The organism is Luteipulveratus flavus (assembly GCF_029439465.1).
Taxonomy (GTDB): Bacteria; Actinomycetota; Actinomycetes; order Actinomycetales; family Dermatophilaceae; genus Luteipulveratus; species Luteipulveratus flavus.
The window spans coordinates 56,216-77,475 of record NZ_JAROAV010000023.1; the positions used below are offsets into that span (position 1 = coordinate 56,216).

At 72.3% G+C, this 21,260-nt stretch carries 18 protein-coding genes and 2 tRNA genes; 17 read left to right on the top strand and 3 right to left on the bottom strand.

The window, feature by feature from the left end; genetic code table 11:
* Window positions 1-256 precede the first annotated feature (256 nt).
* The 16 genes from recF (at window position 257) to P4R38_RS06550 (ending at window position 16,435) form a co-directional block, all read left to right on the top strand.
* A complete protein-coding gene (gene recF, locus P4R38_RS06475; RefSeq protein ID WP_277191510.1) occupies window positions 257-1,444 on the top strand; it encodes a DNA replication/repair protein RecF in 1,188 nt (395 codons plus the stop codon).
* Window positions 1,431-2,060, top strand: a complete 630-nt coding sequence (locus P4R38_RS06480) for a DUF721 domain-containing protein (protein WP_277191511.1) — start codon at window positions 1,431-1,433, stop codon at window positions 2,058-2,060. Before recF ends, P4R38_RS06480 begins: the two co-directional genes overlap by 14 nt.
* Window positions 2,061-2,178: 118 nt before the next feature.
* Window positions 2,179-3,120, top strand: a complete 942-nt coding sequence (locus P4R38_RS06485; RefSeq protein WP_277191512.1) for a chromosomal replication initiator protein DnaA — start codon at window positions 2,179-2,181, stop codon at window positions 3,118-3,120.
* A 295-nt stretch (window positions 3,121-3,415) separates the two neighbouring features.
* Window positions 3,416-5,500 (top strand): DNA topoisomerase (ATP-hydrolyzing) subunit B, encoded by a 2,085-nt coding sequence (gene gyrB, locus P4R38_RS06490; protein WP_409201243.1) that lies wholly within the window; start codon window positions 3,416-3,418, stop codon window positions 5,498-5,500.
* A gap of 45 nt (window positions 5,501-5,545) precedes the next feature.
* Window positions 5,546-8,167, top strand: a complete 2,622-nt coding sequence (gene gyrA / locus P4R38_RS06495) for a DNA gyrase subunit A (RefSeq protein ID WP_277191513.1) — start codon at window positions 5,546-5,548, stop codon at window positions 8,165-8,167.
* Window positions 8,168-8,574: 407 nt separating this feature from the next.
* A complete protein-coding gene (locus P4R38_RS06500) occupies window positions 8,575-8,913 on the top strand; it encodes a DUF3566 domain-containing protein (protein ID WP_277191514.1) in 339 nt (112 codons plus the stop codon).
* A 104-nt stretch (window positions 8,914-9,017) separates the two neighbouring features.
* Window positions 9,018-9,935 (top strand): SIS domain-containing protein, encoded by a 918-nt coding sequence (locus P4R38_RS06505; RefSeq protein ID WP_277191516.1) that lies wholly within the window; start codon window positions 9,018-9,020, stop codon window positions 9,933-9,935.
* Window positions 9,928-10,839 carry an ROK family protein gene (locus P4R38_RS06510; RefSeq protein WP_277191517.1) on the top strand — a complete coding sequence of 304 codons (912 nt, stop codon included), beginning with the start codon at window positions 9,928-9,930 and terminating at the stop codon, window positions 10,837-10,839. The genes P4R38_RS06505 and P4R38_RS06510 overlap by 8 nt, the downstream gene beginning before the upstream one ends.
* The gene (locus P4R38_RS06515) at window positions 10,836-11,747 is read left to right on the top strand and encodes a 1-phosphofructokinase family hexose kinase (protein ID WP_277191518.1); all 912 of its coding nucleotides are present in this window, start codon (window positions 10,836-10,838) and stop codon (window positions 11,745-11,747) included. The genes P4R38_RS06510 and P4R38_RS06515 overlap by 4 nt, the downstream gene beginning before the upstream one ends.
* Entirely contained in the window at window positions 11,744-12,589 is an 846-nt protein-coding gene (locus P4R38_RS06520; protein ID WP_277191519.1) for a class II fructose-bisphosphate aldolase, read from the top strand. Before P4R38_RS06515 ends, P4R38_RS06520 begins: the two co-directional genes overlap by 4 nt.
* 24 nt (window positions 12,590-12,613) lie before the next feature.
* The gene (bioA, locus tag P4R38_RS06525) at window positions 12,614-13,969 is read left to right on the top strand and encodes an adenosylmethionine--8-amino-7-oxononanoate transaminase (RefSeq protein WP_409201244.1); all 1,356 of its coding nucleotides are present in this window, start codon (window positions 12,614-12,616) and stop codon (window positions 13,967-13,969) included.
* Window positions 13,966-15,240, top strand: coding sequence for an 8-amino-7-oxononanoate synthase (locus tag P4R38_RS06530; protein WP_277191521.1), 1,275 nt, complete (start codon window positions 13,966-13,968; stop codon window positions 15,238-15,240). Before bioA ends, P4R38_RS06530 begins: the two co-directional genes overlap by 4 nt.
* Window positions 15,237-15,959, top strand: coding sequence for a dethiobiotin synthase (gene bioD, locus P4R38_RS06535; RefSeq protein WP_277191522.1), 723 nt, complete (start codon window positions 15,237-15,239; stop codon window positions 15,957-15,959). The genes P4R38_RS06530 and bioD overlap by 4 nt, the downstream gene beginning before the upstream one ends.
* Before the next feature lie 53 nt (window positions 15,960-16,012).
* Window positions 16,013-16,089, top strand: a tRNA-Ile gene (locus P4R38_RS06540).
* Window positions 16,090-16,131: 42 nt separating this feature from the next.
* A complete protein-coding gene (locus P4R38_RS06545; RefSeq protein WP_275237872.1) occupies window positions 16,132-16,287 on the top strand; it encodes a DLW-39 family protein in 156 nt (51 codons plus the stop codon).
* A 75-nt stretch (window positions 16,288-16,362) separates the two neighbouring features.
* Window positions 16,363-16,435: transfer RNA gene (locus tag P4R38_RS06550), tRNA-Ala, on the top strand.
* Window positions 16,436-16,489: 54 nt separating this feature from the next.
* Here the strand turns inward: P4R38_RS06550 and P4R38_RS06555 are convergent.
* Window positions 16,490-18,139 (bottom strand): alpha/beta hydrolase, encoded by a 1,650-nt coding sequence (locus P4R38_RS06555; protein ID WP_277191523.1) that lies wholly within the window; start codon window positions 18,137-18,139, stop codon window positions 16,490-16,492.
* Window positions 18,140-18,328: 189 nt separating this feature from the next.
* Here P4R38_RS06555 and P4R38_RS06560 point away from each other — a divergent pair, with 189 nt between their 5' ends.
* Window positions 18,329-19,084 carry an SDR family oxidoreductase gene (locus tag P4R38_RS06560; protein WP_277191524.1) on the top strand — a complete coding sequence of 252 codons (756 nt, stop codon included), beginning with the start codon at window positions 18,329-18,331 and terminating at the stop codon, window positions 19,082-19,084.
* Between the two features lie 12 nt (window positions 19,085-19,096).
* Here P4R38_RS06560 and P4R38_RS06565 read toward each other — a convergent pair whose 3' ends face one another.
* Together P4R38_RS06565 and P4R38_RS06570 are read right to left on the bottom strand one after the other, a co-directional pair.
* Complete coding sequence (locus P4R38_RS06565; protein ID WP_277191525.1) at window positions 19,097-19,921, bottom strand: SDR family oxidoreductase; 825 nt, start codon at window positions 19,919-19,921, stop codon at window positions 19,097-19,099.
* 52 nt (window positions 19,922-19,973) lie between these two features.
* Window positions 19,974-21,260 (bottom strand): FUSC family protein, encoded by a 1,287-nt coding sequence (locus tag P4R38_RS06570; RefSeq protein ID WP_277191526.1) that lies wholly within the window; start codon window positions 21,258-21,260, stop codon window positions 19,974-19,976.

A 21,260-nucleotide genomic window follows, 5' to 3' on the forward strand; every position in this document is an offset into this window, starting at 1 on the left:
GGTTCGTACCCAGGGTGCGGAGCGGAATGCCCTCGGTAGGCGGGTGGGTGGGGCTGGCGGGAGGCCGAGCGACCGGCGTACGGGTGCGATGTGTGCGCGTACCGGGTCGCTCGGCCGGATGGTTGCCCGCCGAAGAGGGCATCCCGCGCAGCACTCGACCTGGCGCTCAGCGCGCGAGGCCTGCGCTGCGCCGGTCGGAAGCGCGGCAGACTGTGCGCGATAGTCGGGCGGTACGGCGCCTGAGGAAGGGAGCGAGATGTTTCTGCGGCACCTGTCGCTGGTCGACTTCCGCTCCTACCCGAGTGCCGAGGTCGAGCTCGAGCCGGGCATCACGACGTTCGTCGGACTGAACGGGCAGGGCAAGACCAACCTGGTGGAGGCGGTGGGCTACGTCGCCGGGCTGTCCTCCCACCGGGTCTCGCAGGACGCGCCACTGGTCCGCGCGGGGGCGCAGCAGGCGATCATCCGGGCGGCGGTCGTGCGCGACGGGCGCGAGCAGCTGGTCGAGCTGGAGATCAACCCCGGGCGCGCGAACCGGGCGCGGCTCGGACGCTCGCCGCTCACCCGGCCGCGAGACGTGCTCGGCACGGTGCGCACGGTCCTGTTCGCGCCGGAGGACCTGGCGCTGGTGAAGGGAGACCCGTCCGAGCGGCGGCGGTTCCTGGACGAGCTGCTGATCGCCCGGCAGCCGCGGTGGGCGGCCGCGCGGTCGGACTACGACAAGATCCTCAAGCAGCGCAACGCTCTGCTGAAGTCGGCGATGCCGGTGCTGCGCAAGGGATCTCGGCGGCGTACCGACCGGGACCCGGAGGAGCTCGAGCGAGCCCTGCACACGCTCGACGTGTGGAACGGGCACCTCGCCGAGGTCGGGTCGTCCCTGCTGTACGCGCGGCTGCGGCTGCTGCGGGACCTGCTGCCCTACCTGGCCAAGGCGTACGACGAGGTGAGCGCGGGCCGCGGGGCGGCGCAGGCGACGTACCGGTCCTCCCTGCACGAGGAGGTGGCGACGCAGATCGCGGGCGGTGACGTCCCGGAGCAGGACGCGTTGCGGCAGGCGATGCACGCGTCGTTCGAGCAGGTCCGCGAGCAGGAGGTCGAGCGGGGCGTGACGCTGGTCGGCCCGCACCGGGACGACCTGGTGCTGCAGCTCGGGGACCTGCCGGCGAAGGGGTACGCCAGCCACGGGGAGTCGTGGTCGTTCGCGCTCGGGCTGCGGCTGGCGGCGTTCCAGCTGCTGCGGTCCGATCTCGGGACGGATCCGGTGCTGGTGCTGGACGACGTGTTCGCCGAGCTGGACGCCGGTCGTCGGGAGCGGCTGGCGGCGATGGTCGGCGACGCCGAGCAGGTGCTGGTGACCGCGGCGGTGGCCGACGACGTACCCGCCACGCTCACCGGCCGAACCTTCCACGTCACGCTCGGCGAGGTTTCACGTGAACCCGACTGACAGCACACGGGACTCGGCTGGAGATGACCCGACGGTCGAGGCCGCCGGCGGCGAGGAGCCGGCGGGCACACCCGCCGCGCCGGGGCGTGACGGGTCGCCGAACGAGACCGACGAGCAGCGGGTCGAGGCGGCGACCGCGGCGCTCGCCCGGGTCCGGCGGGCCGCTCGGGACAAGGGGCTGCGACCGGGCAGCCCCGCGATCCGACGCCGCAAGGCCGGGGACCTCGGCCGGTACGAGCGCGGCTCGAGTCCCGGCGGCCGCGACCCGCTGGCTCTGGGCGACCAGGTCGACCGGCTGCTGCGCGACCGGGACTGGCGGGTGGACGTGGCCGCCGGCGCGGTGATGGGCCGGTGGGTCGACATCGTGGGTCCGGACGTCGCACAGCACACGACGCCGGTCAGCTTCCAGGACGGGATCCTCACGGTGCGCGCCGAGTCGACCGCCTGGGCGACCCAGCTGCGCCTGCTGGGCTCGACCATCCTCGGACGGATGGAGGCGGCCGTGGGGTCGGGCGTGGTCGAGGAGCTCAAGGTGGTCGGCCCGTCGGCGCCCTCGTGGTCGCGCGGACTGCGGCGCGCGTCCGGTGGACGCGGGCCGCGGGACACCTACGGATGAGGCGGGGTTCTGGCCGCCGGATTGTCGCCACCGATGTGCCTGACAGGCCGGATGCACGTACGGTGGCACGTTGGGGAGAGGACCGACCGACCATCAGCTCAGGAAAAGAGACAGCCACGTGAGCCGACCCGAGGGCCCGGGCTCCGACGACGCCCGGGGCATCGACAAGCTGTTCCCGACCGACGATCCGGACGCGACGCACACCGACCTGCCGCGCGTGGCGAAGATGCCCGCGGCACCCAGCCAGCCCACCGAGCCCGGCGGATACGCCCGCGGCGCTGGCGGCCAGTGGCCGGAGCCGCCGGCGGACTCCACGGAGCCGTTCCGGCCGGTGCGCCAGCACGAGCCGGCCGCGCACGCCGCGCGGACCCAGACGGCTCCGCACGCCTACGACGTGAGCGGCGCTCCGACGTACGACGGCCACGTCGAGCAGCCGGGGTACGCCGACGAGCGCCCCGCGCAGCAGACCCGACCGGCGTACGTCGGCGGCGGGTACGACGGGCGGCAGTACGACGGCCCTGAGTACGTCGAGGACGAGACACCGCGCGGTCGTGGTGGTCTGCTCGGACCCATCGCCGTGATCGCGCTGTCGGTGATCGCGCTCGGCGCCGCGTTCCTGTTCACCCGCGGCGGTGGCGACGAGAACGCCCAGACCCCTCCGCCGCTGCCGAGTGCCACCGCGCCCGCGAACCAGCAGTCGCCGACCACCGACAGCGGACAGGCTGGACCCGTACCGACCTCGCCGTCGCCGACGCCGTGGACGCAGTCGAGCACCCCGCCGCCCGCGACGTCGAGCACGGCGCCGTCGCCGTCCAGCACCGCCGCCGGCCAGCTGCCGCGCGGGGTCAAGGTGTGCGGCCCGAACGTCGGTGCCTCGCGCTCGACGACCTGCCCGTTCGCCCAGAACGTCGCGGCTGCCGTCGCCGGCCACCCCAGGACCGGGTCGTTCACCGTCAACGCGCACAGCGAGGCGACGAAGAAGGACTACGTCATGCACTGCAACGGTGGCCAGGTCACGGTCTGCCGCGGCGGGAAGCGTGCCGTCGTCTACATCGTCTGACGGGTCGGCCGCCCGGTCGGGCGGCCGACAAGAGCCCCGCGCGCGCAGACGGCGCGCAGGCTCGCTGAGGCCCCCGGGCGCGATTCCCCCATCGCGTGCGGGTGCGTTCGGCGGCGACACGCGTCCCCAGAGGCCTCCAGGCACCGTTCTTCCATAAGTGGACAGGTAGACTGGTGGTCAGGTCCGCGTCTTCCGGTCGCCGAGCACCACGACCAGGTCACGTGGACCCATCCACGCCACCTGCGTGGCTCGGCCTGCGCCCGCGGGTCCGAGGCTGCGTGCGAGAAGGAGCACCGTGTCTGACGCGCCCGACGAGACGCCCGAGTCCACCCCCGCCGGCGACGCCGACACCCCACAGATCCCCTCGAGCGCAGCGACCGGTCCGACGGCGTACGACGCCGACGCCATCACGGTCCTCGAGGGCCTGGAGGCGGTCCGCAAGCGGCCGGGCATGTACATCGGCTCGACCGGCGCCCGCGGTCTGCACCACCTGGTGCAGGAGATCGTGGACAACGCCGTCGACGAGGCCATGGCCGGCTACGGCGAGTCCATCGAGGTCACGCTGCTTGCCGACGGCGGCGTCCGGGTCGTCGACCACGCCCGTGGGATCCCGGTGGGCATCAACAAGTCGTACGGCATCTCCACGGTCGAGCTGGTCCTCACCCAGCTGCACGCCGGCGGCAAGTTCGGCGGCGGCGGGTACAAGGTGTCCGGCGGCCTGCACGGTGTCGGCTCCTCCGTCGTCAACGCCCTCTCGACCCGCCTGATCGCCGAGGTCCGCGTCGACGGCGAGATCCACCGGATGGAGTTCGAGCACGGCAACCGCGTCGCGCCCCTGGAGGTGGTCGGCCGGACCGAGTCGCCCGACGACACCGGGACCACGATCACGTTCTGGGCCAACGACGAGATCTTCGAGACCACCGACTACGACTTCGACACCCTGCGGGCGCGCTTCCAGCAGATGGCGTTCCTCAACAAGGGCCTGTCGATCACGCTCACCGACGAGCGTCCGCACGAGGTGGAGGCCGGCGAGGTCGAGGAGGCCGACGCCGAGGGCCACGAGGTCGACACCAAGCCGCGGACGATCACCTACCGCTACGACGACGGGCTGATCGACTACGTCAAGCACCTGAACGCGTCCAAGCGCAGCGAGCCGGTCCACGAGGACGTCATCGCCTTCGAGGCCGAGGACACCGGGCGGCTGCTGTCGGTCGAGATCGCGATGCAGTGGACGACCGCGTTCAGCGAGTCCGTGCACACCTACGCCAACGCGATCAACACCCACGAGGGCGGTACGCACGAGGAGGGCTTCCGGACGGCGCTCACCTCGCTGATCAACGCCTTCGCCCGCCAGCAGAAGCTCCTGAAGGACAAGGACGACAACCTCACCGGCGAGGACATCCGCGAGGGCCTGACCGCCGTCGTGTCCGTCAAGATCGGCGAGCCGCAGTTCGAGGGCCAGACCAAGACCAAGCTCGGCAACTCCAACGTACGCGGGTTCGTCGCCTCCGCCGTCCGGGACGAGCTCGGCCACTGGCTGGAGGCGCACCCCAACGAGGGTCGCTCGATCGTCCGCAAGGCGACCCAGGCGGCCGCCGCCCGGATGGCGGCCCGCAAGGCGCGCGAGGCGACCCGCCGCAAGGGCCTGCTGGAGACCGGTGGTCTGCCGGGCAAGCTCAAGGACTGCCAGTCCAACGACCCGACCATCTCCGAGGTGTTCATCGTCGAGGGTGATTCCGCAGGCGGCTCGGCGGTGCAGGGGCGCAACCCGCACAACCAGGCCATCCTGCCGATCCGCGGCAAGATCCTGAACGTCGAGAAGGCCCGCATCGACAAGGTGCTCGCCAACAACGAGGTCCAGGCGCTGATCTCCGGCTTCGGCACGGGCATCGGCGAGGACTTCGACATCACCAAGGCGCGGTACCACAAGATCGTGCTGATGGCCGACGCCGACGTCGACGGCATGCACATCCGCACGCTGCTGCTGACGCTGCTCTTCCGGTTCATGCGCCCGCTCATCGAGGCCGGCTACGTCTACCTCGCGCAGCCGCCGCTGTACCGCCTGAAGTGGTCCAACCACGAGCACGAGTTCGCCTTCTCCGACCGGGAGCGGGACGCCCTGATGAGGGAGGGGCAGTCCAAGGGCTGGCGCCTGCCGAAGGACAACGCGGTCCAGCGCTACAAGGGCCTGGGCGAGATGAACTACGAGGAGCTGTGGGAGACCACGATGGACCCGGACCACCGGGTGCTGCTCCAGGTCACGCTCGACGACGCGGCCGCCGCGGACGAGATCTTCTCGATCCTGATGGGCGAGGACGTCGAGTCCCGCCGCGGGTTCATCCAGAAGAACGCCAAGGACGTGCGTTTCCTTGACATCTGACAGCCGCTGCTGTGTACGAATCTGTTTGAACGAGAAGGACTTTCGATGACTGACGACATGCCACCCACTGAGGACGAGGGCCCCGTCGTCGACGAGAACGGCGTCGTCGTCGGCAACCGGGTCGACCCGATCGACCTGAACACCGAGATGCAGCGCAGCTACATCGACTACGCGATGGCCGTCATCGTGAGCCGGGCGCTGCCCGACGTGCGCGACGGCCTCAAGCCCGTGCACCGCCGCATCGTGTACGCGATGTACGACGGCGGCTACCGGCCCGACCGCGGCTACAACAAGTGCAGCCGGGTCGTCGGCGACGTGATGGGTCAGTACCACCCGCACGGCGACACCGCGATCTACGACGCGATGGTGCGGCTGGTGCAGCCGTGGTCGATGCGCTACCCGCTCATCGACGGGCAGGGCAACTTCGGCAGCCCGGGCAACGACGGTGCGGCCGCGCCGCGGTACACCGAGTGCCGGATGGCGCCGCTGGCCCTGGAGCTGGTGCGCGACATCGAGAAGGACACCGTCGACTTCGAGCCGAACTACGACGGCAAGACGATGCAGCCGTCGGTCCTGCCGGCCCGCTTCCCGAACCTGCTGGTGAACGGCTCGGCCGGTATCGCGGTCGGCATGGCGACGCAGATCCCGCCGCACAACCTGCGCGAGGTGGCGGCGACGGCGCAGTGGTTCCTGGACCACCCGGACGTCACTCGGGAGGAGCTGCTGGAGAAGGCGATCGAGATGATTCCCGGCCCGGACTTCCCGACCGGGGCGCTGATCATGGGCCACAAGGGCATCGAGCAGGCGTACCGCACCGGTCGCGGCTCGATCACCATGCGGGCGGTCGTCGAGGTCGAGGAGATCCAGGGTCGTACCTGCCTGGTCGTCTCCGAGCTGCCGTACCAGGTCAACCCGGACACCCTCGCGGAGAAGATCGCCCTGCTGGTCAAGGAGGGCCGGGTCGCCGGCATCGCCGACCTGCGCGACGAGACCTCCGGGCGTACGGGTCAGCGGCTCGTCGTCGTCCTCAAGCGGGACGCGGTTGCCAAGGTCGTCCTGAACAACCTCTACAAGCACACCCAGCTGCAGCAGACCTTCGGCGCGAACATGCTGGCGCTGGTCGACGGCGTCCCGCGCACCCTGCCGATCTCGGCGTTCATCCGCTACTGGGTGGAGCACCAGATCGACGTCATCGTGCGGCGGACGACGTACCTGCTGAACAAGTACGAGTCCGAGATCCACATCCTGCGCGGGTACCTCAAGGCGCTGGACATGCTGGACGAGGTCATCGCCCTGATCCGCCGCTCCCCCAGCGCCGAGGAGGCGCGCGGCGGGCTGATGGAGCTGCTCGGCGTCGACGAGATCCAGGCGCGCGCGATCCTGGACCTGCAGCTGCGCCGCCTCGCGGCCCTGGAGCGGCAGAAGATCATCGACGACCACGACGAGTACGAGCGCCTGATCGAGGACTGCAAGGACATCCTCGCCAAGCCCGAGCGGCAGCGGCAGATCGTCAAGGACGAGCTGGCCGCGATCACGGACAAGTACGGCGACGCCCGGCGGACCCGGATCGTCCCGTTCGACGGCGACATGAACATGGAGGACCTGATCCCGCAGGAGCAGGTCGTCGTCACGATCACCCGGGGCGGGTACGCCAAGCGCGTCAAGACCTCGGAGTACCGCTCGCAGCGGCGCGGCGGCAAGGGCGTGCGCGGTGCCCAGCTGCGCGGCGACGACGTGGTCGAGCACTTCTTCACCAGCTCCACCCACAACTGGCTGCTCTTCTTCACCAACCTCGGCCGGGTCTACCGGATCAAGGCGTACGAGCTGCCGGAGAGCTCGCGCGACGCCAAGGGCCAGCACGTCGCGAACATGCTGGCGTTCCAGCCGGGTGAACGCATCGCCCAGGTGCGGTCGCTGAACAGCTACGACCAGGCGCCGTACCTCCTGCTCGCGACCCGCAGGGGTCTGGTCAAGAAGAGCCGACTGGTCGAGTACGACTCGACCCGCTCGGGCGGTCTGATCGCGGTCAACCTGCGCGACGGCGACGAGCTGGTCGGCGCTTCCCTGGCGAGCTCGTCCGATGACGTGCTGCTGGTGTCGCGCAAGGGCCAGTCGGTGCGCTTCCACGCCTCGGACGAGACGCTGCGGCCGATGGGCCGGGCGACCTCCGGTGTGACCGGGATGAAGTTCCGGGCCGGGGACGAGCTGCTGTCGATGAACGTGGTCCATGAGGACGAGGACCCCGACGTCTTCGTGGTGTTCGAGAACGGCCTGGCGAAGCGGACCAAGTCCTCGGACTACCCGGTCAAGGGCCGCGCGACGCTCGGCGTGAAGGTCGCCCAGCTGTCCGACCGAGGCGGCGACCTGGTCGGCGCACTCACCGTCGGCGAGGACGACGAGGTCATGGTCGTCATGGAGAAGGGCAAGATCGTCCGATCCCGTGTGGACGAGGTCCGGCGTACCGGTCGGTCCACGATGGGCGTGCAGTTCGCGACTCCCGGCTCGGGCGACGCGATCGTCGCGGTCGCCCGCAACACCGAGCGCGAGGTCGAGGAAGAGGTCGACGATGGCGTACCGTCGGAGCCGACAACGACCTCGGACGTGCCTCCGACGCCGGTGGAGCCGGAGGCCGCTGAGGGGTCCAGCGAGTCAGGAGACGATGAGTGAGCCCGTCAGAAGGCACGGAAGCAGCCACGGCTGCCAAGGCTGACGCGTCGGCGGCCCGTCGGCCCGACTCACCGGAGTCCTCCGCAGCAGCGGATGCGCCCGCGGCGGCTTCGACGCCCCAGGCCACGGCGACGCCGCCGTCCGCTCCGGCCCCGGCACCCGCGGCGGTTCCCACGCCGGCGGCGGCTCCGACGGCTCCTGGGGCTCCGGCCCAGAACGGCACACCGCCCAAGGGTGCCGTGCAGGGCGCGCCCCGTCCCGCCGGCACGGGCAACGGTCCGCGGCCGCAGGCCCCGGGCAAGGGTGCGCGGCAGCAGGCTCCCCTGCCGACCCAGCCGAGCCGTCCCTCCGCGGGTGCGCGACCGCCCCGCCCGGGCCGCGCCACCCCGCGACGCGTTCGTCTCACCATGTCCCGGGTCGACCCGTGGTCGGTCATGAAGATCGCGTTCCTGCTGTCCGTGGGCGCCGCGATCGCCGGTGTGGTGATGGTCGCGGTCATGTGGACCGTGCTGTCGGGGATGGGTGTCTTCTCCGACATCCAGGACCTGCTCCGGTCGCTGGACAAGGAGGGCTCGACCTTCAACCTGATGGACTACATCGGGTTCGGCCGGATGATCTCCCTGTCCGTGGTGATCGGCGTGATCGACATCGTCCTGCTGACGGCGATCGCCACGCTCGGTGCGTTCCTCTACAACATCTGCGCGTCGCTGGTGGGTGGCATCCAGCTCACCCTGTCCGACGAGTAGCCAGCAGCAGCCGTACGACGGCCCGGTGACCTCCAGTGGTCACCGGGCCGTTCGCCTGTCCGGGCACGCCGCGCGGCAGCGCCGCCGTCGTTAGGTTGGTGGCCATGTCGGAGCAGAGCGCTTCCTCCCACCTCGCGGTCGAGGTCGCCAGCCAGCCGGACCTGTGGGCCGACGCCGCGGCCAGGGCCCCTGGGCTCGCCGACCGCCTGCCACCGCGCGGCGCCCGGTTGGCCGTCGTCGGCTGCGGGACCTCATGGTTCGTCGCGCAGGCGTACGCCTCCCAGCGCGAGGAGCGCGGTCACGGCGAGACCGACGCCTTCACCGCCACCGAGCTGCCCCTCGACCGCCCGTACGACGCGGTGCTGCACATCTCGCGGTCCGGCACCACGACCGAGGTCATCGCGGTGGCGGAGGCGCTGCGCGGGCGGACGCCGACGTACGCCGTCGTCGCGACCCCCGAGACTCCCCTCCTGGACCTCGTCGACCACGCCGTCGTCCTGCCGGACATGGACGAGCGGTCCGTCGTCCAGACCCGGTTCGCAACCTCCGTGCTGGCGCTGCTGCGCGCCTCCGTCGGCGACGACCTCCGGCCGGCGATCGAGCAGGCCCGGGCGGTCCTCGCCGAGGACGAGTCCACGGCGGTCGCTCCCCTGGTGGGCCTGGAGCAGATCACCTTCCTCGGCACCGGGTGGACCATCGGGCCGGCCCACGAGGCGGCACTGAAGCTGCGGGAGTCGACTCAGTCCTGGACCGAGTCGTACTCGGCGATGGAGTACCGGCACGGCCCGATCAGCATCGCGACCACCGGACGCGCGGTCTGGGTGCTCGGGGACGCCCCGGCCGGTCTCGCCGCCGACGTCGCGGCCACCGGTGCCCGGCTGGAGCACCGCCCGGTCGACGCGCTCGCCGAGCTGGTCCGCGTCCACCGCCTGTGCCTGGCGCGGGCGGCCGCGCTGGGGCTGGACCCCGACCGGCCGCGCCACCTGACCCGGTCGGTGATCCTGGACGCCACCGGTGGCTGACGTCGGAGCGCGGCCCGTGGTCGCTGCGTTCGACGTGGGCGGGACGCGGGTCAAGGCCGCCCTGGTCGACCGCGACCTGGACGTGATCGCGACCGTCACCGTGCCGACACCGGCCGACATCGCCGTCGATGCCGGTGCCGCCCTGCGTCCGGTGCTCGACACGCTGCGCGCGCGGGCCGCGGGCACGACGGTCGTCGGGGCTGGCCTCGCCGTGCCCGGACTCGTCGACGACGCCACCGGGACGGGCATCCTGTCGGTCAACCTCGGCTGGCGGGACCAGCCGCTGGGCGACGAGCTGACCGCGGCGTTCGGGCTGCCGTGCGCGGTCGGGCACGACGTCCGGGCCGGCCTGCTCGCCGAGCAGCGGGTCGGCGCCGCCGCGGGTGCCGCGAACGTGCTGTTCGTCCCCGTCGGGACGGGCATCGCCGCGGCGCTGATGGTCGACGGCCGGGTGCTGCGGGCCGGGGGCTGGGCAGGGGAGATCGGCCACGCCGTCGTCGACCCGGACGGCCACCCGTGCCCGTGCGGGGCACGCGGTTGCCTCGAGACCATCGCCTCGGCGTCCGCGGTGGCGCGCCGGTACGCCGAGCGCACCGGTCGCCCGGTCGACGCGGCGGATGTGGCGGCGCTCGTCCGCGACGGCGACGAGACCGCGGACGAGGTCTGGCACACCGCCGTCGACGCGCTGGCCGCCGTCCTGTGCACGACCCTGACCGCCACCGGGATCGACCGGGTCATCGTCGGCGGCGGGCTGGTGCTCAGCGGGGACCTGCTGCTGGTGCCGCTGCGCCGCGCGGTGGAGCAGCGCATGACGCTCGGCCGTCGTCCGCAGATCGTCGCCTCCCGGCTGCTGGACCAGGCCGGCTGTCTCGGAGCCGCCGTGCTCGCCTGGGACGCCGCATGATCGTCACTGTCACCCCGAACCCCGCGCTGGACGTGACCTACACGCTCGACAGGCTGACGCCTGGCCGCTCGCACCGGGTACAGCAGGTCGTGCAGCGCGCGGGCGGCAAAGGCGTCAACGTCGCCTCGGTCCTGACCCAGCTGGGTTACGCGGCGACGGTCCTCGGACCCTGCGGTGGGACGACCGGCGCCGAGCTGCGCCACGACCTGCGCGACCGCGGCGTCCTGACCGCGCTGACCGACGTCGAGCCACCCACCCGCCGTACGGTCACCGTCGTCGAGGCGGACTCCACCGCGACCGTCCTCAACGAGCCGGGCCGGCTGTCGGCGCACGAGTGGGACGAGGTGGCGGCGCGGGTCCGGACGGTCCTGCGCGAGCCCGTCGAGGTGCTCGTCGCCTCAGGCAGCCTGCCGCGCGGGGCGCCGGAGGACGCGTACGCCGACCTGGTCGCGGAGGCGCGCTCCGCCGGTGTGCCCTGCATCGTCGACACCAGCGGGCCGCCGCTGCTGGCCGCGGTCGCCGCCGGCCCGGACGTGGTCAAGCCGAACCAGCACGAGCTCGCCGAGGTCACCGGCACCGACGACCCCGCGGCCGGCGCGCGCGAGCTGCAAGGTCTCGGGGCGCGTACGGTCGTCGTCTCCCGCGGCCGAGACGGCGTGCTCGTCGTCACGCCCGACGGTGCCTCGTACGCCGCTCGCCCGCGAGAACCGTTGCAGGGCAACCCGACCGGTGCAGGTGACGCCGCCGTGGCTGCCCTCGCCGCGGGCCTCCTCGAGCAGCCGTGGCCTGACCTCGTCCGGACGGTCGTCGGCTGGTCGTCCGCCGCCGTGCTGGCACCCGTGGCGGGAATGGTCGACCGCGCCGCCGTCCACGACCTCACCGTCTCGGCCCTCGGAGGAGAGGCATGACCCTTGCATCCCTGGACGCGGTCCTGATGCGGGCGCGCGCCGACGGTCGCGGCGTCGGGGCGTTCAACGTCATCCAGCTCGAGCACGCCCACGGTCTCGTCGCGGCGGCCGAGCGGACCGGGCTGTCCGTCGTGCTCCAGATCAGCGAGAACGCCGTGCGCTACCACGGGTCGCTGGTCGGCATCGGCACCGCGACGCGCGCGCTGGCCGAGGCGTCGACCGCCACCTGCGTGGTGCACCTGGACCACGCGACCGACCCCGAGCTGGTGAGGCAGGCGATCGACCTCGGGCTCACCTCGGTGATGTTCGACGGCTCGACGATGCCGGACGCGCAGAATCGCGACCTCACCGCCGAGGTCGTGTCGCGCTGCCACCGGGCCGGCGTCTCCGTCGAGGCCGAGCTCGGGGAGGTCGGCGGCAAGGACGGCGTCCACGCGCCGGGTGCCCGCACCGACCCGGACGACGCAGCGGCGTTCGTGGCCGACACCGGGGTGGACGCGCTCGCGGTCGCGGTGGGTTCGTCGCACGCGATGACCGAGCGCAGCGCCTCGCTCGACCTGGAGCTGATCGCCCGGCTGCGCGCCGCCGTCCCGGTGCCGCTGGTCCTGCACGGCTCGTCCGGCGTCCCCGACGCGGAAATCGTGCGCGGCCTGCGGGCCGGGTTGACCAAGATCAACGTCGCCACCCACCTGAACGCGGTCTTCACCGACGCGGTGCGGAGCGCGCTGGCGGCCGACGAGCGGCTGGTCGACACCCGCCGGTACCTCGGGCCCGGACGCGACGCGCTGCGCGACGAGGCCGCCCGGCTGCTGCAGCTGCTGGCGCTGCTGGCGAGGAATTGAACAGCGTTCAGGAGTTGGGGCAGAATCTCCGGCGTGACAGCGACCACACCCGTCCTGCAGTCGGTGATCGCGCGCGACCGGGGGTTGCTGTGGCATCCGTACGCCCCGTTGCACGGCGCGCTGCCGTACGAGGTCGTCGGCGCGGATGGCCCGCGGCTCCACCTCGCTGACTCCGACGGCGTACGTCGCCCGGTCCTGGACGCCATGAGCTCGTGGTGGTCGGTGGTGCACGGCTACCGCAACCCCGCCCTGGACGCCGCCGCGCGCGGTCAGCTGGAGCGGTTCAGCCACGCGATGTTCGGCGGGCTCACCCACGAGCCGGCCGTCGCCCTCGCCGAGCGGCTGGTCGCACTGACCCCGGACGGGCTCGACCACGTCTTCCTCGCCGACTCGGGCTCGGTGTCGGTCGAGGTCGCGCTCAAGCTCGCGCTGCAGTACCAGGTGGCGACCGGGCGCCCGGAGCGGCAGCGGTTCCTCACGGTGCGGGGCGGGTACCACGGCGACACGTTCGCGGCGATGAGCGTGTGCGACCCGGTGGACGGGATGCACGCGACGTTCCCCGGGCTGCTGGCGCCGCAGGTCTTCGGACCGCGGCCGCCGATCGCGCGCTCGGCCGACGAGGTGGGCTCGCTGACGCGTGAGTCGTCAGAGGAGGTCCGCGCGTGGGCGGCCGCGATGACCGACCTCGCCGAGCGGCGTGCCGGTGAGTGCGCGGCGATCATCGTCGAGCCGGTCCTCCAGGGCGCCGGCGGCATGTACCCCTACCCCGCCGACTGCCTGCGCGTGCTGCGCGAGATCGCCGACGCGCACGAGATGCTGCTGATCTTCGACGAGATCGCGACCGGATTCGGCCGTACGGGAACGCTGTTCGCGACGGAGTGGTGCGGCGCCGACGCTCTGCCGGACATCCTCTGCGTCGGCAAGGCGCTCACCGGCGGGTACCTCACGCTGGCCGCGATGCTGTGCACCACGCACGTCGCGGAGACGGTCGAGCGCAGCGAGATGGGTGCGATCCTGCACGGGCCGACGTTCATGGGCAACCCGCTCGCCTGCGCGGTGGCCGCCGCGAGCGTGGACCTGCTGCTCGAGCGCGGCTGGCAGGACGACGTCCGGCGGCTCGAGGTCGGGCTTACCGATCTGGTTGCTGCTGAACGGCTTTCGTCGGTCGACGAGGTACGGGTGCTCGGCGGCGTCGGCGTGATCGCGCTGCACGAGCCGGTGCGGGTGGTCGAGGTGACCCGCGCGGCGATCGAGCACGGCGTGTGGGTACGCCCGTTCCGCAACCTCGTCTACACGATGCCCCCGTACGTCTGCTCGGCCGACGACATCGCCCACATCACCGGCGCGATGGTCGCCGCCGTCGAGGAGGTCCACGGATGACGACCGGGGGTCCGGCGCCGTCGGTGTACGGACGGGTCGCCGAGCTCGCGGCGGAGCGGGAGCGCACCGGCCTGATCCGCAGCGCCGACCCGGCGGCGCGTCCGGTCCGCATCGACCTGGCCAGCAACGACTACCTCGGACTGTCCCGGGACCGGCAGGTCGTCGGTGCCGGGCGGACGGCCCTCATCCGGGCGGGCACGGGGGCCCGCGCCTCCCGGGTGGCCCGCGGCACGCACGACGAGCACGCGGACGCCGAGCGCGCCCTGACCGCGCTGACCGGCCAGGAGTCCGCACTGCTGCTGTCATCGGGATACCTCGCCAACCTCGCTGCCGTCACCGCACTGGCCGACGCCGACACGTTGATCGTCTCCGACCAGCACGTGCACGCCTCCCTCATCGACGCGGCCCGCCTCGCGCGCGGGACGGTGGCGGTCTTCCCGCACCAGGACGTCGACGCGGCGACCGCCCTGCTCCGCGACCGGACCCAGCCGCGCGCCGTGCTGCTGGTCGAGTCGGTGTACTCGGTGCTCGGCGACGCCGCACCTCTGCGGGAGCTCGCCGACGCGTGCCGCGCGTACGACGCGTTGCTCCTCGTGGACGAGGCGCACGGCATCGGCGTGGTCGGTGAGGGGCGAGGCCTGGTCCACGAGAGCGGGCTCGCCGGCGACCCGTACGTCGTCGTCACCGCCACGCTGTCCAAGGCGCTCGGCGCGCAGGGTGGTGCCGTCCTCGGGCCGGCGCGGCTGCGTGAGCACCTGGTCAACACCGCGCGGCCGTTCATCTTCGACACGGGGCTCGCACCGGTCGCCGCTGCCGCAGCCGGTCGCGCCGCCCGCCTCGTCGCCGCGGACCCGACGCTGGCCGCCGGCGTCGCGCTGGTGGCGAGCCGACTGTGCGAGCGGCTGCGCGAGCACGGCCGGGGCATCCCGGCCCTCGAGGCGATGCGGCCGTCCACCGGAGCCGTCCAGTCGGTGCCGATGCCGTCCGCCGCCGTCGCGGCCGAGGTCGCCGCGCGTCTCGTGGAGGACGGGATCGACGTGGGCTGCTTCCGGCCGCCGTCGGTGCCGGACGGCATCTCCCGGCTGCGGCTCACCGCTCGCGCCACGCTGACCGACGACCAGATCGACGAGGCCGCCGCTCGGCTGGCCGAGCATCTGCGCCCCCACTCCTTGGCCGAGTGCGCGTGTCCTGCTGGTTCCAACGCTGAAAAGTTGCACGACGCGCGCAGTCGGCCGGAGCAGCCGGACGCGTCGGGCGGGGCGGATCGATGACGCGCCCCGGACGGGTGCTGGTGGTGACCGGTACCGACACCGAGGTCGGCAAGACGGTCGCGACGGCGGCCCTGGCCGCGGCTCTCACCGCCGCCGGGGAACGGGTGGTCGCGTACAAGCCGGTCCAGACCGGTGTCGTGGACGACGAGGACGGCGACATGCCGTTCGTCCGCGGCGCGACCGGCGTACCGGCGTACGACGGGGTCCGGCTGCGTGAACCGATGGCGCCGGTGCAGGCCGCGACCCTGGAGGGACGGCCATTGCCCGCGCTCGAGGAGCACGTCGCCGCCGTACGGCGGTACGCGGCTGCGGCGGACACGGTGCTCGTCGAGGGGGCCGGCGGCCTGCTGGTCGAGCTGGACGAGCACGGCCGTACCCTTGCCGACCTCACGGCCGCGCTGGCCTCCGCGGGGTCGGCCGCGTCCGTGGTCGTGGTCGCCCGATCCGGGCTCGGCACGCTGAACCACACGATGCTGACCCTCGAGGCGCTGCACCGCCGCGACCTCACGGTGGCCGGTGTCGTCGTCGGCTCGCTGGGTCCAGTCCCGTCGGCGATCGAGCTCGCCAACCTCGACCACCTCCGCACCCGTGCCGGCGTGCCGTTGCTCGGGGTGGTGCCGGCCGGATCGGGCACCCTGGACCCCGAGGCGTTCCGGTCGGCGGCCCCCGGGTGGCTGCCTGGCGGTCACGCTTTGGCCGGACAGCGGGACGTGGGGTAAAGTCTGGCCTCGCGCGCCGTCCGGCTTCGGCCGAGCGGCGCCTGACGGTGTAGGGGCCTATAGCTCAGTCGGTTAGAGCGCTGTCCTGATAAGACAGAGGTCACTGGTTCAAGTCCAGTTAGGCCCACCACCACCGCCAGTCCGCACAATCGCAGTGACGAGGAGTCCTGAGATGAAGAAGGCCCTTCTGGTGCTCGCGGCGGCTGGCGCCGCTGCTTTCGCCAACACGAAGATCAAGCAGCGCAAGACCGGCAAGGAGCTGTGGGCGCAGGCCAGCGACAAGCCGGGCGAGAAGGTCATCAGCGGCAACACCTCGACGGCGAGCTGACCCTCACCGTCACCTCCGGGCCACCGCCCGGCAGCACACCTGGCGCCCGCGAGCCGTTTCGGCCGTGGGCGTTCGGGGGGCGTGGCGCAATTGGTAGCGCACCTGCTTTGCAAGCAGGGGGTTAGGGGTTCGAGTCCCCTCGCCTCCACCGGTACGAAGGCCCGGTTCCCTCGCGGGAGCCGGGCCTTCGTGGTGCGTGGAGCTAGCGCGTCGCAGTGCCGGTGATCGCCGCTCGCAGGTCGGCGGGCAGCCGGTCACCACCCGTCGCAGCCGCGCTCTTGCGCAGCGACGTGGTCGGCGCCGGGTCCGGAGCCGGGACGGGGTTGCACTTCACGTCCGACACGTTCTGCTTGGCGGACCGCCGCGGCACCTGGCCGGTCAGCAGGTAGGTCGCGATGGTGGTGTCCGTGCAGGCAACACCCGACAGCGAACCCGAGTGCGTCGTACCGCCGACACCCTCGACGAGTCGGGCGTTCGGGAAACGCTTGCGCACCTCGAGCGCGCCCGCGAACGGCGTCGCCGCGTCGTGGGTCTCGGCGATCAGCAGGATCGGCGGGATGGTCCGTCCCTTGACGTCGACCGCCTTCTTCGCGGGCTTCGCGTGCCAGGTCAGGCAAGGCGCATTGAACCAGGCGTTGGCCCACGTCTCGAACGGCGCGCGGTTGTAGGTGCGCCAGTTGTCGGCACGCCACTTGTTCCATGACGTCGGCCACTGCACGTCGGTGCACTGGACGCCGAGGTAGACCGCGTAGCCGTTGTCGGAGCCGGGGCCTGAGCCGTTGGCGCCGTCGTACAGCTCCTTGGTCGGGGCGAAGTCGCCGTTGAACGCCGCGGCGAGCGCCTGGGCGTCCTCCTCCCAGCCGTAGACGTAGTAGCCGGCGTTGAGGAAGGCGTCGGTCCACTCGTCCGGACCGATGATGCCCAGGGCCGGCGACTTCGCGAGCTGGTTGAGGACCCGGTAGTACTTCTTCTTGATCGCGTCACCACTGGTGCCGAGGTGGTAGGTCGCGTCGTGGCGAGCCACCCAGTCGAAGAAGATGCCGATGTTCTTGTCGAACGCGACGTCCTGGTTGAGGTTGGCCTTGTACCAGACGTCCTTGGGGTTCACGACCCCGTCGAGCACCATCCGGCCGACGCGGTTCGGGAAGAGCGTGGAGTACACCTGGCCGAGGTAGGTGCCGTAGCTGAACCCGTAGAAGTTGATCTTCGGAGCACCCAGCGCCTTGCGGATGCTGTCCATGTCCTGGACCGAGTCGGTCGTCTTCAGGTGCGGCAGCAGGACGGCGCCCGGGGACTTCGCGCAGGCGTCGGAGTAGCCCTTCGCCTTGGCCAGCCACACCTTCTCGGTGTCGGCCCGGAACGGGCGGTAGTCGGGACGGTTGTACCCGAAGTAGTTGCCGTCGCAGGCCAACGAGGGCTGGCTGGAGCCGACGCCGCGCGGGTCGAACCCGATCCAGTCGTACGGGTCGCCGCCGCCGTTGGGGACGAACGCCCCCAGCCGGGACAGGGTCAGTCCGGAACCACCGGGACCGCCCGGGTTGACCAGCATCGGGCCCTGAGCCTTATCGTCGCTGGTCTTGTGCTTGATGCGGCTGACGGCGAGCTTGATCGTGGTGCCGCCGGGGTTGCCGTAGTCCAGCGGCACGGTGACGAAGCCGCACTGTGCACCGGCGGCGTCGAGTCGTGGGTTCGTGCACTTCTCCCAGGTGACGGGAGGCGGCTGGTAGCCCTGCGGCGTGGCTCGTTGGGTCGTGACCGGGGCGGCGGATGTCGCCGCCTGGGCCGTGGTGGCGCCGACCAGACTCCCGCCGACGAGGGCGGTCGCTGCCAGGCTGGTGAAGAGCTTCTTCATGAAATCCCCTGATTCATGCGGGCGTGACGTGACCTACGTCACGCCATCCTCCCGGACCAGCGAGCCCCGTGGGACGTTGGCGACCGGCCGCTCTCACCCGGCCTCCCCCGGACGCGGGATGTCACACCCCATCGCCCTCTGGTGGTCTCACCTGCCGAAAGCACTTCGAGACATCACCGGAGGTACACCATGAGAGTCGCCGTCGCCGGAGCCACCGGGAAGGTCGGCGCGCACGTCGTCCACCAGCTGACGCGGACCGGGCACGAGGTCGTCCGCCTGTCACGCACCGACGGGGTCGACCTGACCACCGGGGACGGGCTCGCCGACCGGCTGGCGGGGGCCGACGCGGTCATCGACTGCCTCAGCGTCGTCACCACGCGCCGGCGGGCCGCGGTGTCCTTCTTCGAGACCACCACGCGCACGCTGCTCGACGCCGAGCGCGCGGCCGGCGTCGGCCACCACGTCGTGCTGTCGATCGTCGGCGCCGACCGCGTGCAGTACGGCTACTACGAGGGCAAGCTCGCCCAGGAGCGGCTCGTGCGCGAGTCCGGCCGCCCGTACACGATCCTGCGCGCGACCCAGTTCCACGAGTTCGCCGAGCAGCTGCTGGAGCGGTTCGTCCTCGGGCGACTGGCGCTCGTCCCGCGCGGGAGGTCGGCTCCGGTCGCCGCCACCGAGGTGGCCACCGCGCTCGTCGAGCTCGCCGCCGACACGCCCCACGCCGAGCACCTGGAGCTCACCGGTCCGGGCGAGCACGACCTGGCGGACATGGTGCAGCAGCTCGTCGCCGTCCGCGGTCTGCCGACCCGGGCGTACGGCCTGCGGCTCCCGGGCGCCGGTGCCCGGGCGATGCGGGAGGGCGCGCTGCTGTCGGAGAACCCCTGGCGGGTCGGCACGCAGACGTACGAGGAGTGGCTGCGCGAACGAGCCGTCGAACCCGCCTGACGCGGTCGTCCGTCAGGACCGGCTGATCCAGCCGCTCGTCGCGCCGAGCACCCGGCTGCCGTCCAGGTCGGCCAGCGACAGACCGGCGAACGACCGCGCGCCGTCGGAGGTGTGCCAGCGGAACCGGTACTCCGGTGCGGTCGCCGCCTCCGCGATCGCCCGCGCGGCGTCGGCGGCGGGCTGCGCGGCGGCGAACGCCTGCTCGGTCCGCGCGAGGTACGCCTCCAGCTGGTCCGCGTACGGTCCGGGCTCGATCCGGGCCCCGTTGGTCACGAAGTCGCTGGCGACCGCGGCGGGTTCGACGACGCTGACCCACACGCCGAACGGGTGCGCCACGACCGCGAGGGACTGCATGAATCCCTCGACGGCGAACTTCGACCCGCAGTACGCGTCGGCGAACGGCTGGCCGACCGATCCGCCGACGCTCGTCACCGTCAGGATCCGCCCGCGGCCTGCCTCGCGCATGCCGGGAAGCACCGCGCGGGTCAGGTTGACCGGGCCCAGGTAGTTCACCTCGAGCTGGTCGCGCACGTCCGACGCGGTGAGCTGCTCGGCCGTCCCGACCATGCCGCGCCCGGCGTTGTTGACCAGCACGTCGATCTGCCCGTGGTCGGCGCGGACCTGCTGGATGCACGCGGTCGCGGCGGCGTGGTCGGTGACGTCGAGGGCACGAACGTCCAGCGTTACGCCCGCCTCGTCCGCAGCCGCCCGCAGCCGGTCGGCCCGGCCCGGATCACGCATGGTCGCCACGACCGTGAGCCCGCGACGGGCCAGCGCGACGGCGGTGTGCAGCCCCATGCCCGAGGAGGTACCCGTCACCACGGCGACATCGCTCATACCGGCACCGTACGCGCGGAGCCCGGTCGAGGGGAGGGTCCGGCCGCCGCGGTCAGACCCGCCGCGAGCCGTGCGGGCGGATCGGCTTGCCCGGGCGCAGCGGCCGCAGGCTCTTGGCCACCAGCTCGTCCAGTCCGTGCCTGGTCGTCCACGCCGCGGTGGTCTCGACCGGGTGGTCCAGGTCGAGCTGGCGCAGGATCTGGTCCAAGGCGGCCAGCACCGACGCCTGCAGCATCCACACGTCACGGTCGCGGCGCGGGTCCACGTCGATCATCGCCAGCTCGGCGAGCACGGCGCGCGACTCCTCGACCACGTCGAGCATCCGTTCGCGGGCCTCGTCGGCGGACTCGATCAGGTCCGCGCCGATGCGGTCACCGAACGCGCGCAGGCCGCCGGCGATGTCGTCCAGGACGACCGCGAACGCCTTCGCCAGCTCACCCGCCCGTTCCCGGCGCTCGTCGTCCTCGGCCTCGGCGACCTGCTGCCCGACCATGACGACTAAGGCTCGCTCGGCGGACAGGCACCGGTCCAGCCGGGCCAGGGAGTCGCGCAGCTCGGGGTGGATGGTGGTGGCGGCCAGGGCCCGCGGGTTGAGCCGGCGCCGCTCCTGGATGGTGTCGACCTCCTGGGTGGCCTCGCTCAGCTCCCGGCCGGTGCTGTTGACCCAGTCCAGCCAGGCCCGGGCCTCCTCGGGGTGCGGAGGTCGGTCGCCGACCGTCTGGGCGACCTCGTTCAGCAGCGCGGCGAGCTCCCGCGGGACGCGGGCGACCGCGTCCCGCGCGGTGGTGTTCGGGATCTGCACCGGGAAGAGCAGGCTGAACGCGATCCCGACCAGCGCACCGACCAACGTGTTGACGACGCGGACCTCGGCGGCGAGCCCGGTCCCGCTGGAGACGGCGAGGATCAGCATCGCGCTGATGGCCGTCTCCAGCGACTGCGGTCCCAGGCGGAACAGCTTGGCGAGCACGAGGGACGTCGCGACGACGATGGCCAGGCTCCACCAGGACAGGCCGATCCAGGTGGTGATGCCGACGGCCACGAGCACGCCGGTGAGCACCGCTCCCACCCGGACCAGCGCCATCAGCAGGGTGCTCACCGTGGAGGCCTGCACGACCAGCAGGGCGGTCAGCGGGGCGGTCAGGTCCAGGATGCCCGGCGAGATCCAGTCGGCGATGACGTAGGAGATGACCGCCGCGGAGGTGAGCCGGGCGACGCCGAGCGCCTCGGGACGCAGCCGCCGCGGCACCTCCGACCAGGTGGCCGGCGCGGACGGCCAGACCCGCCACACCAGCCGGCGCAGCGCGTTGCGCGCCCTCGGCCGCAGCTCCCCGAACCGCAT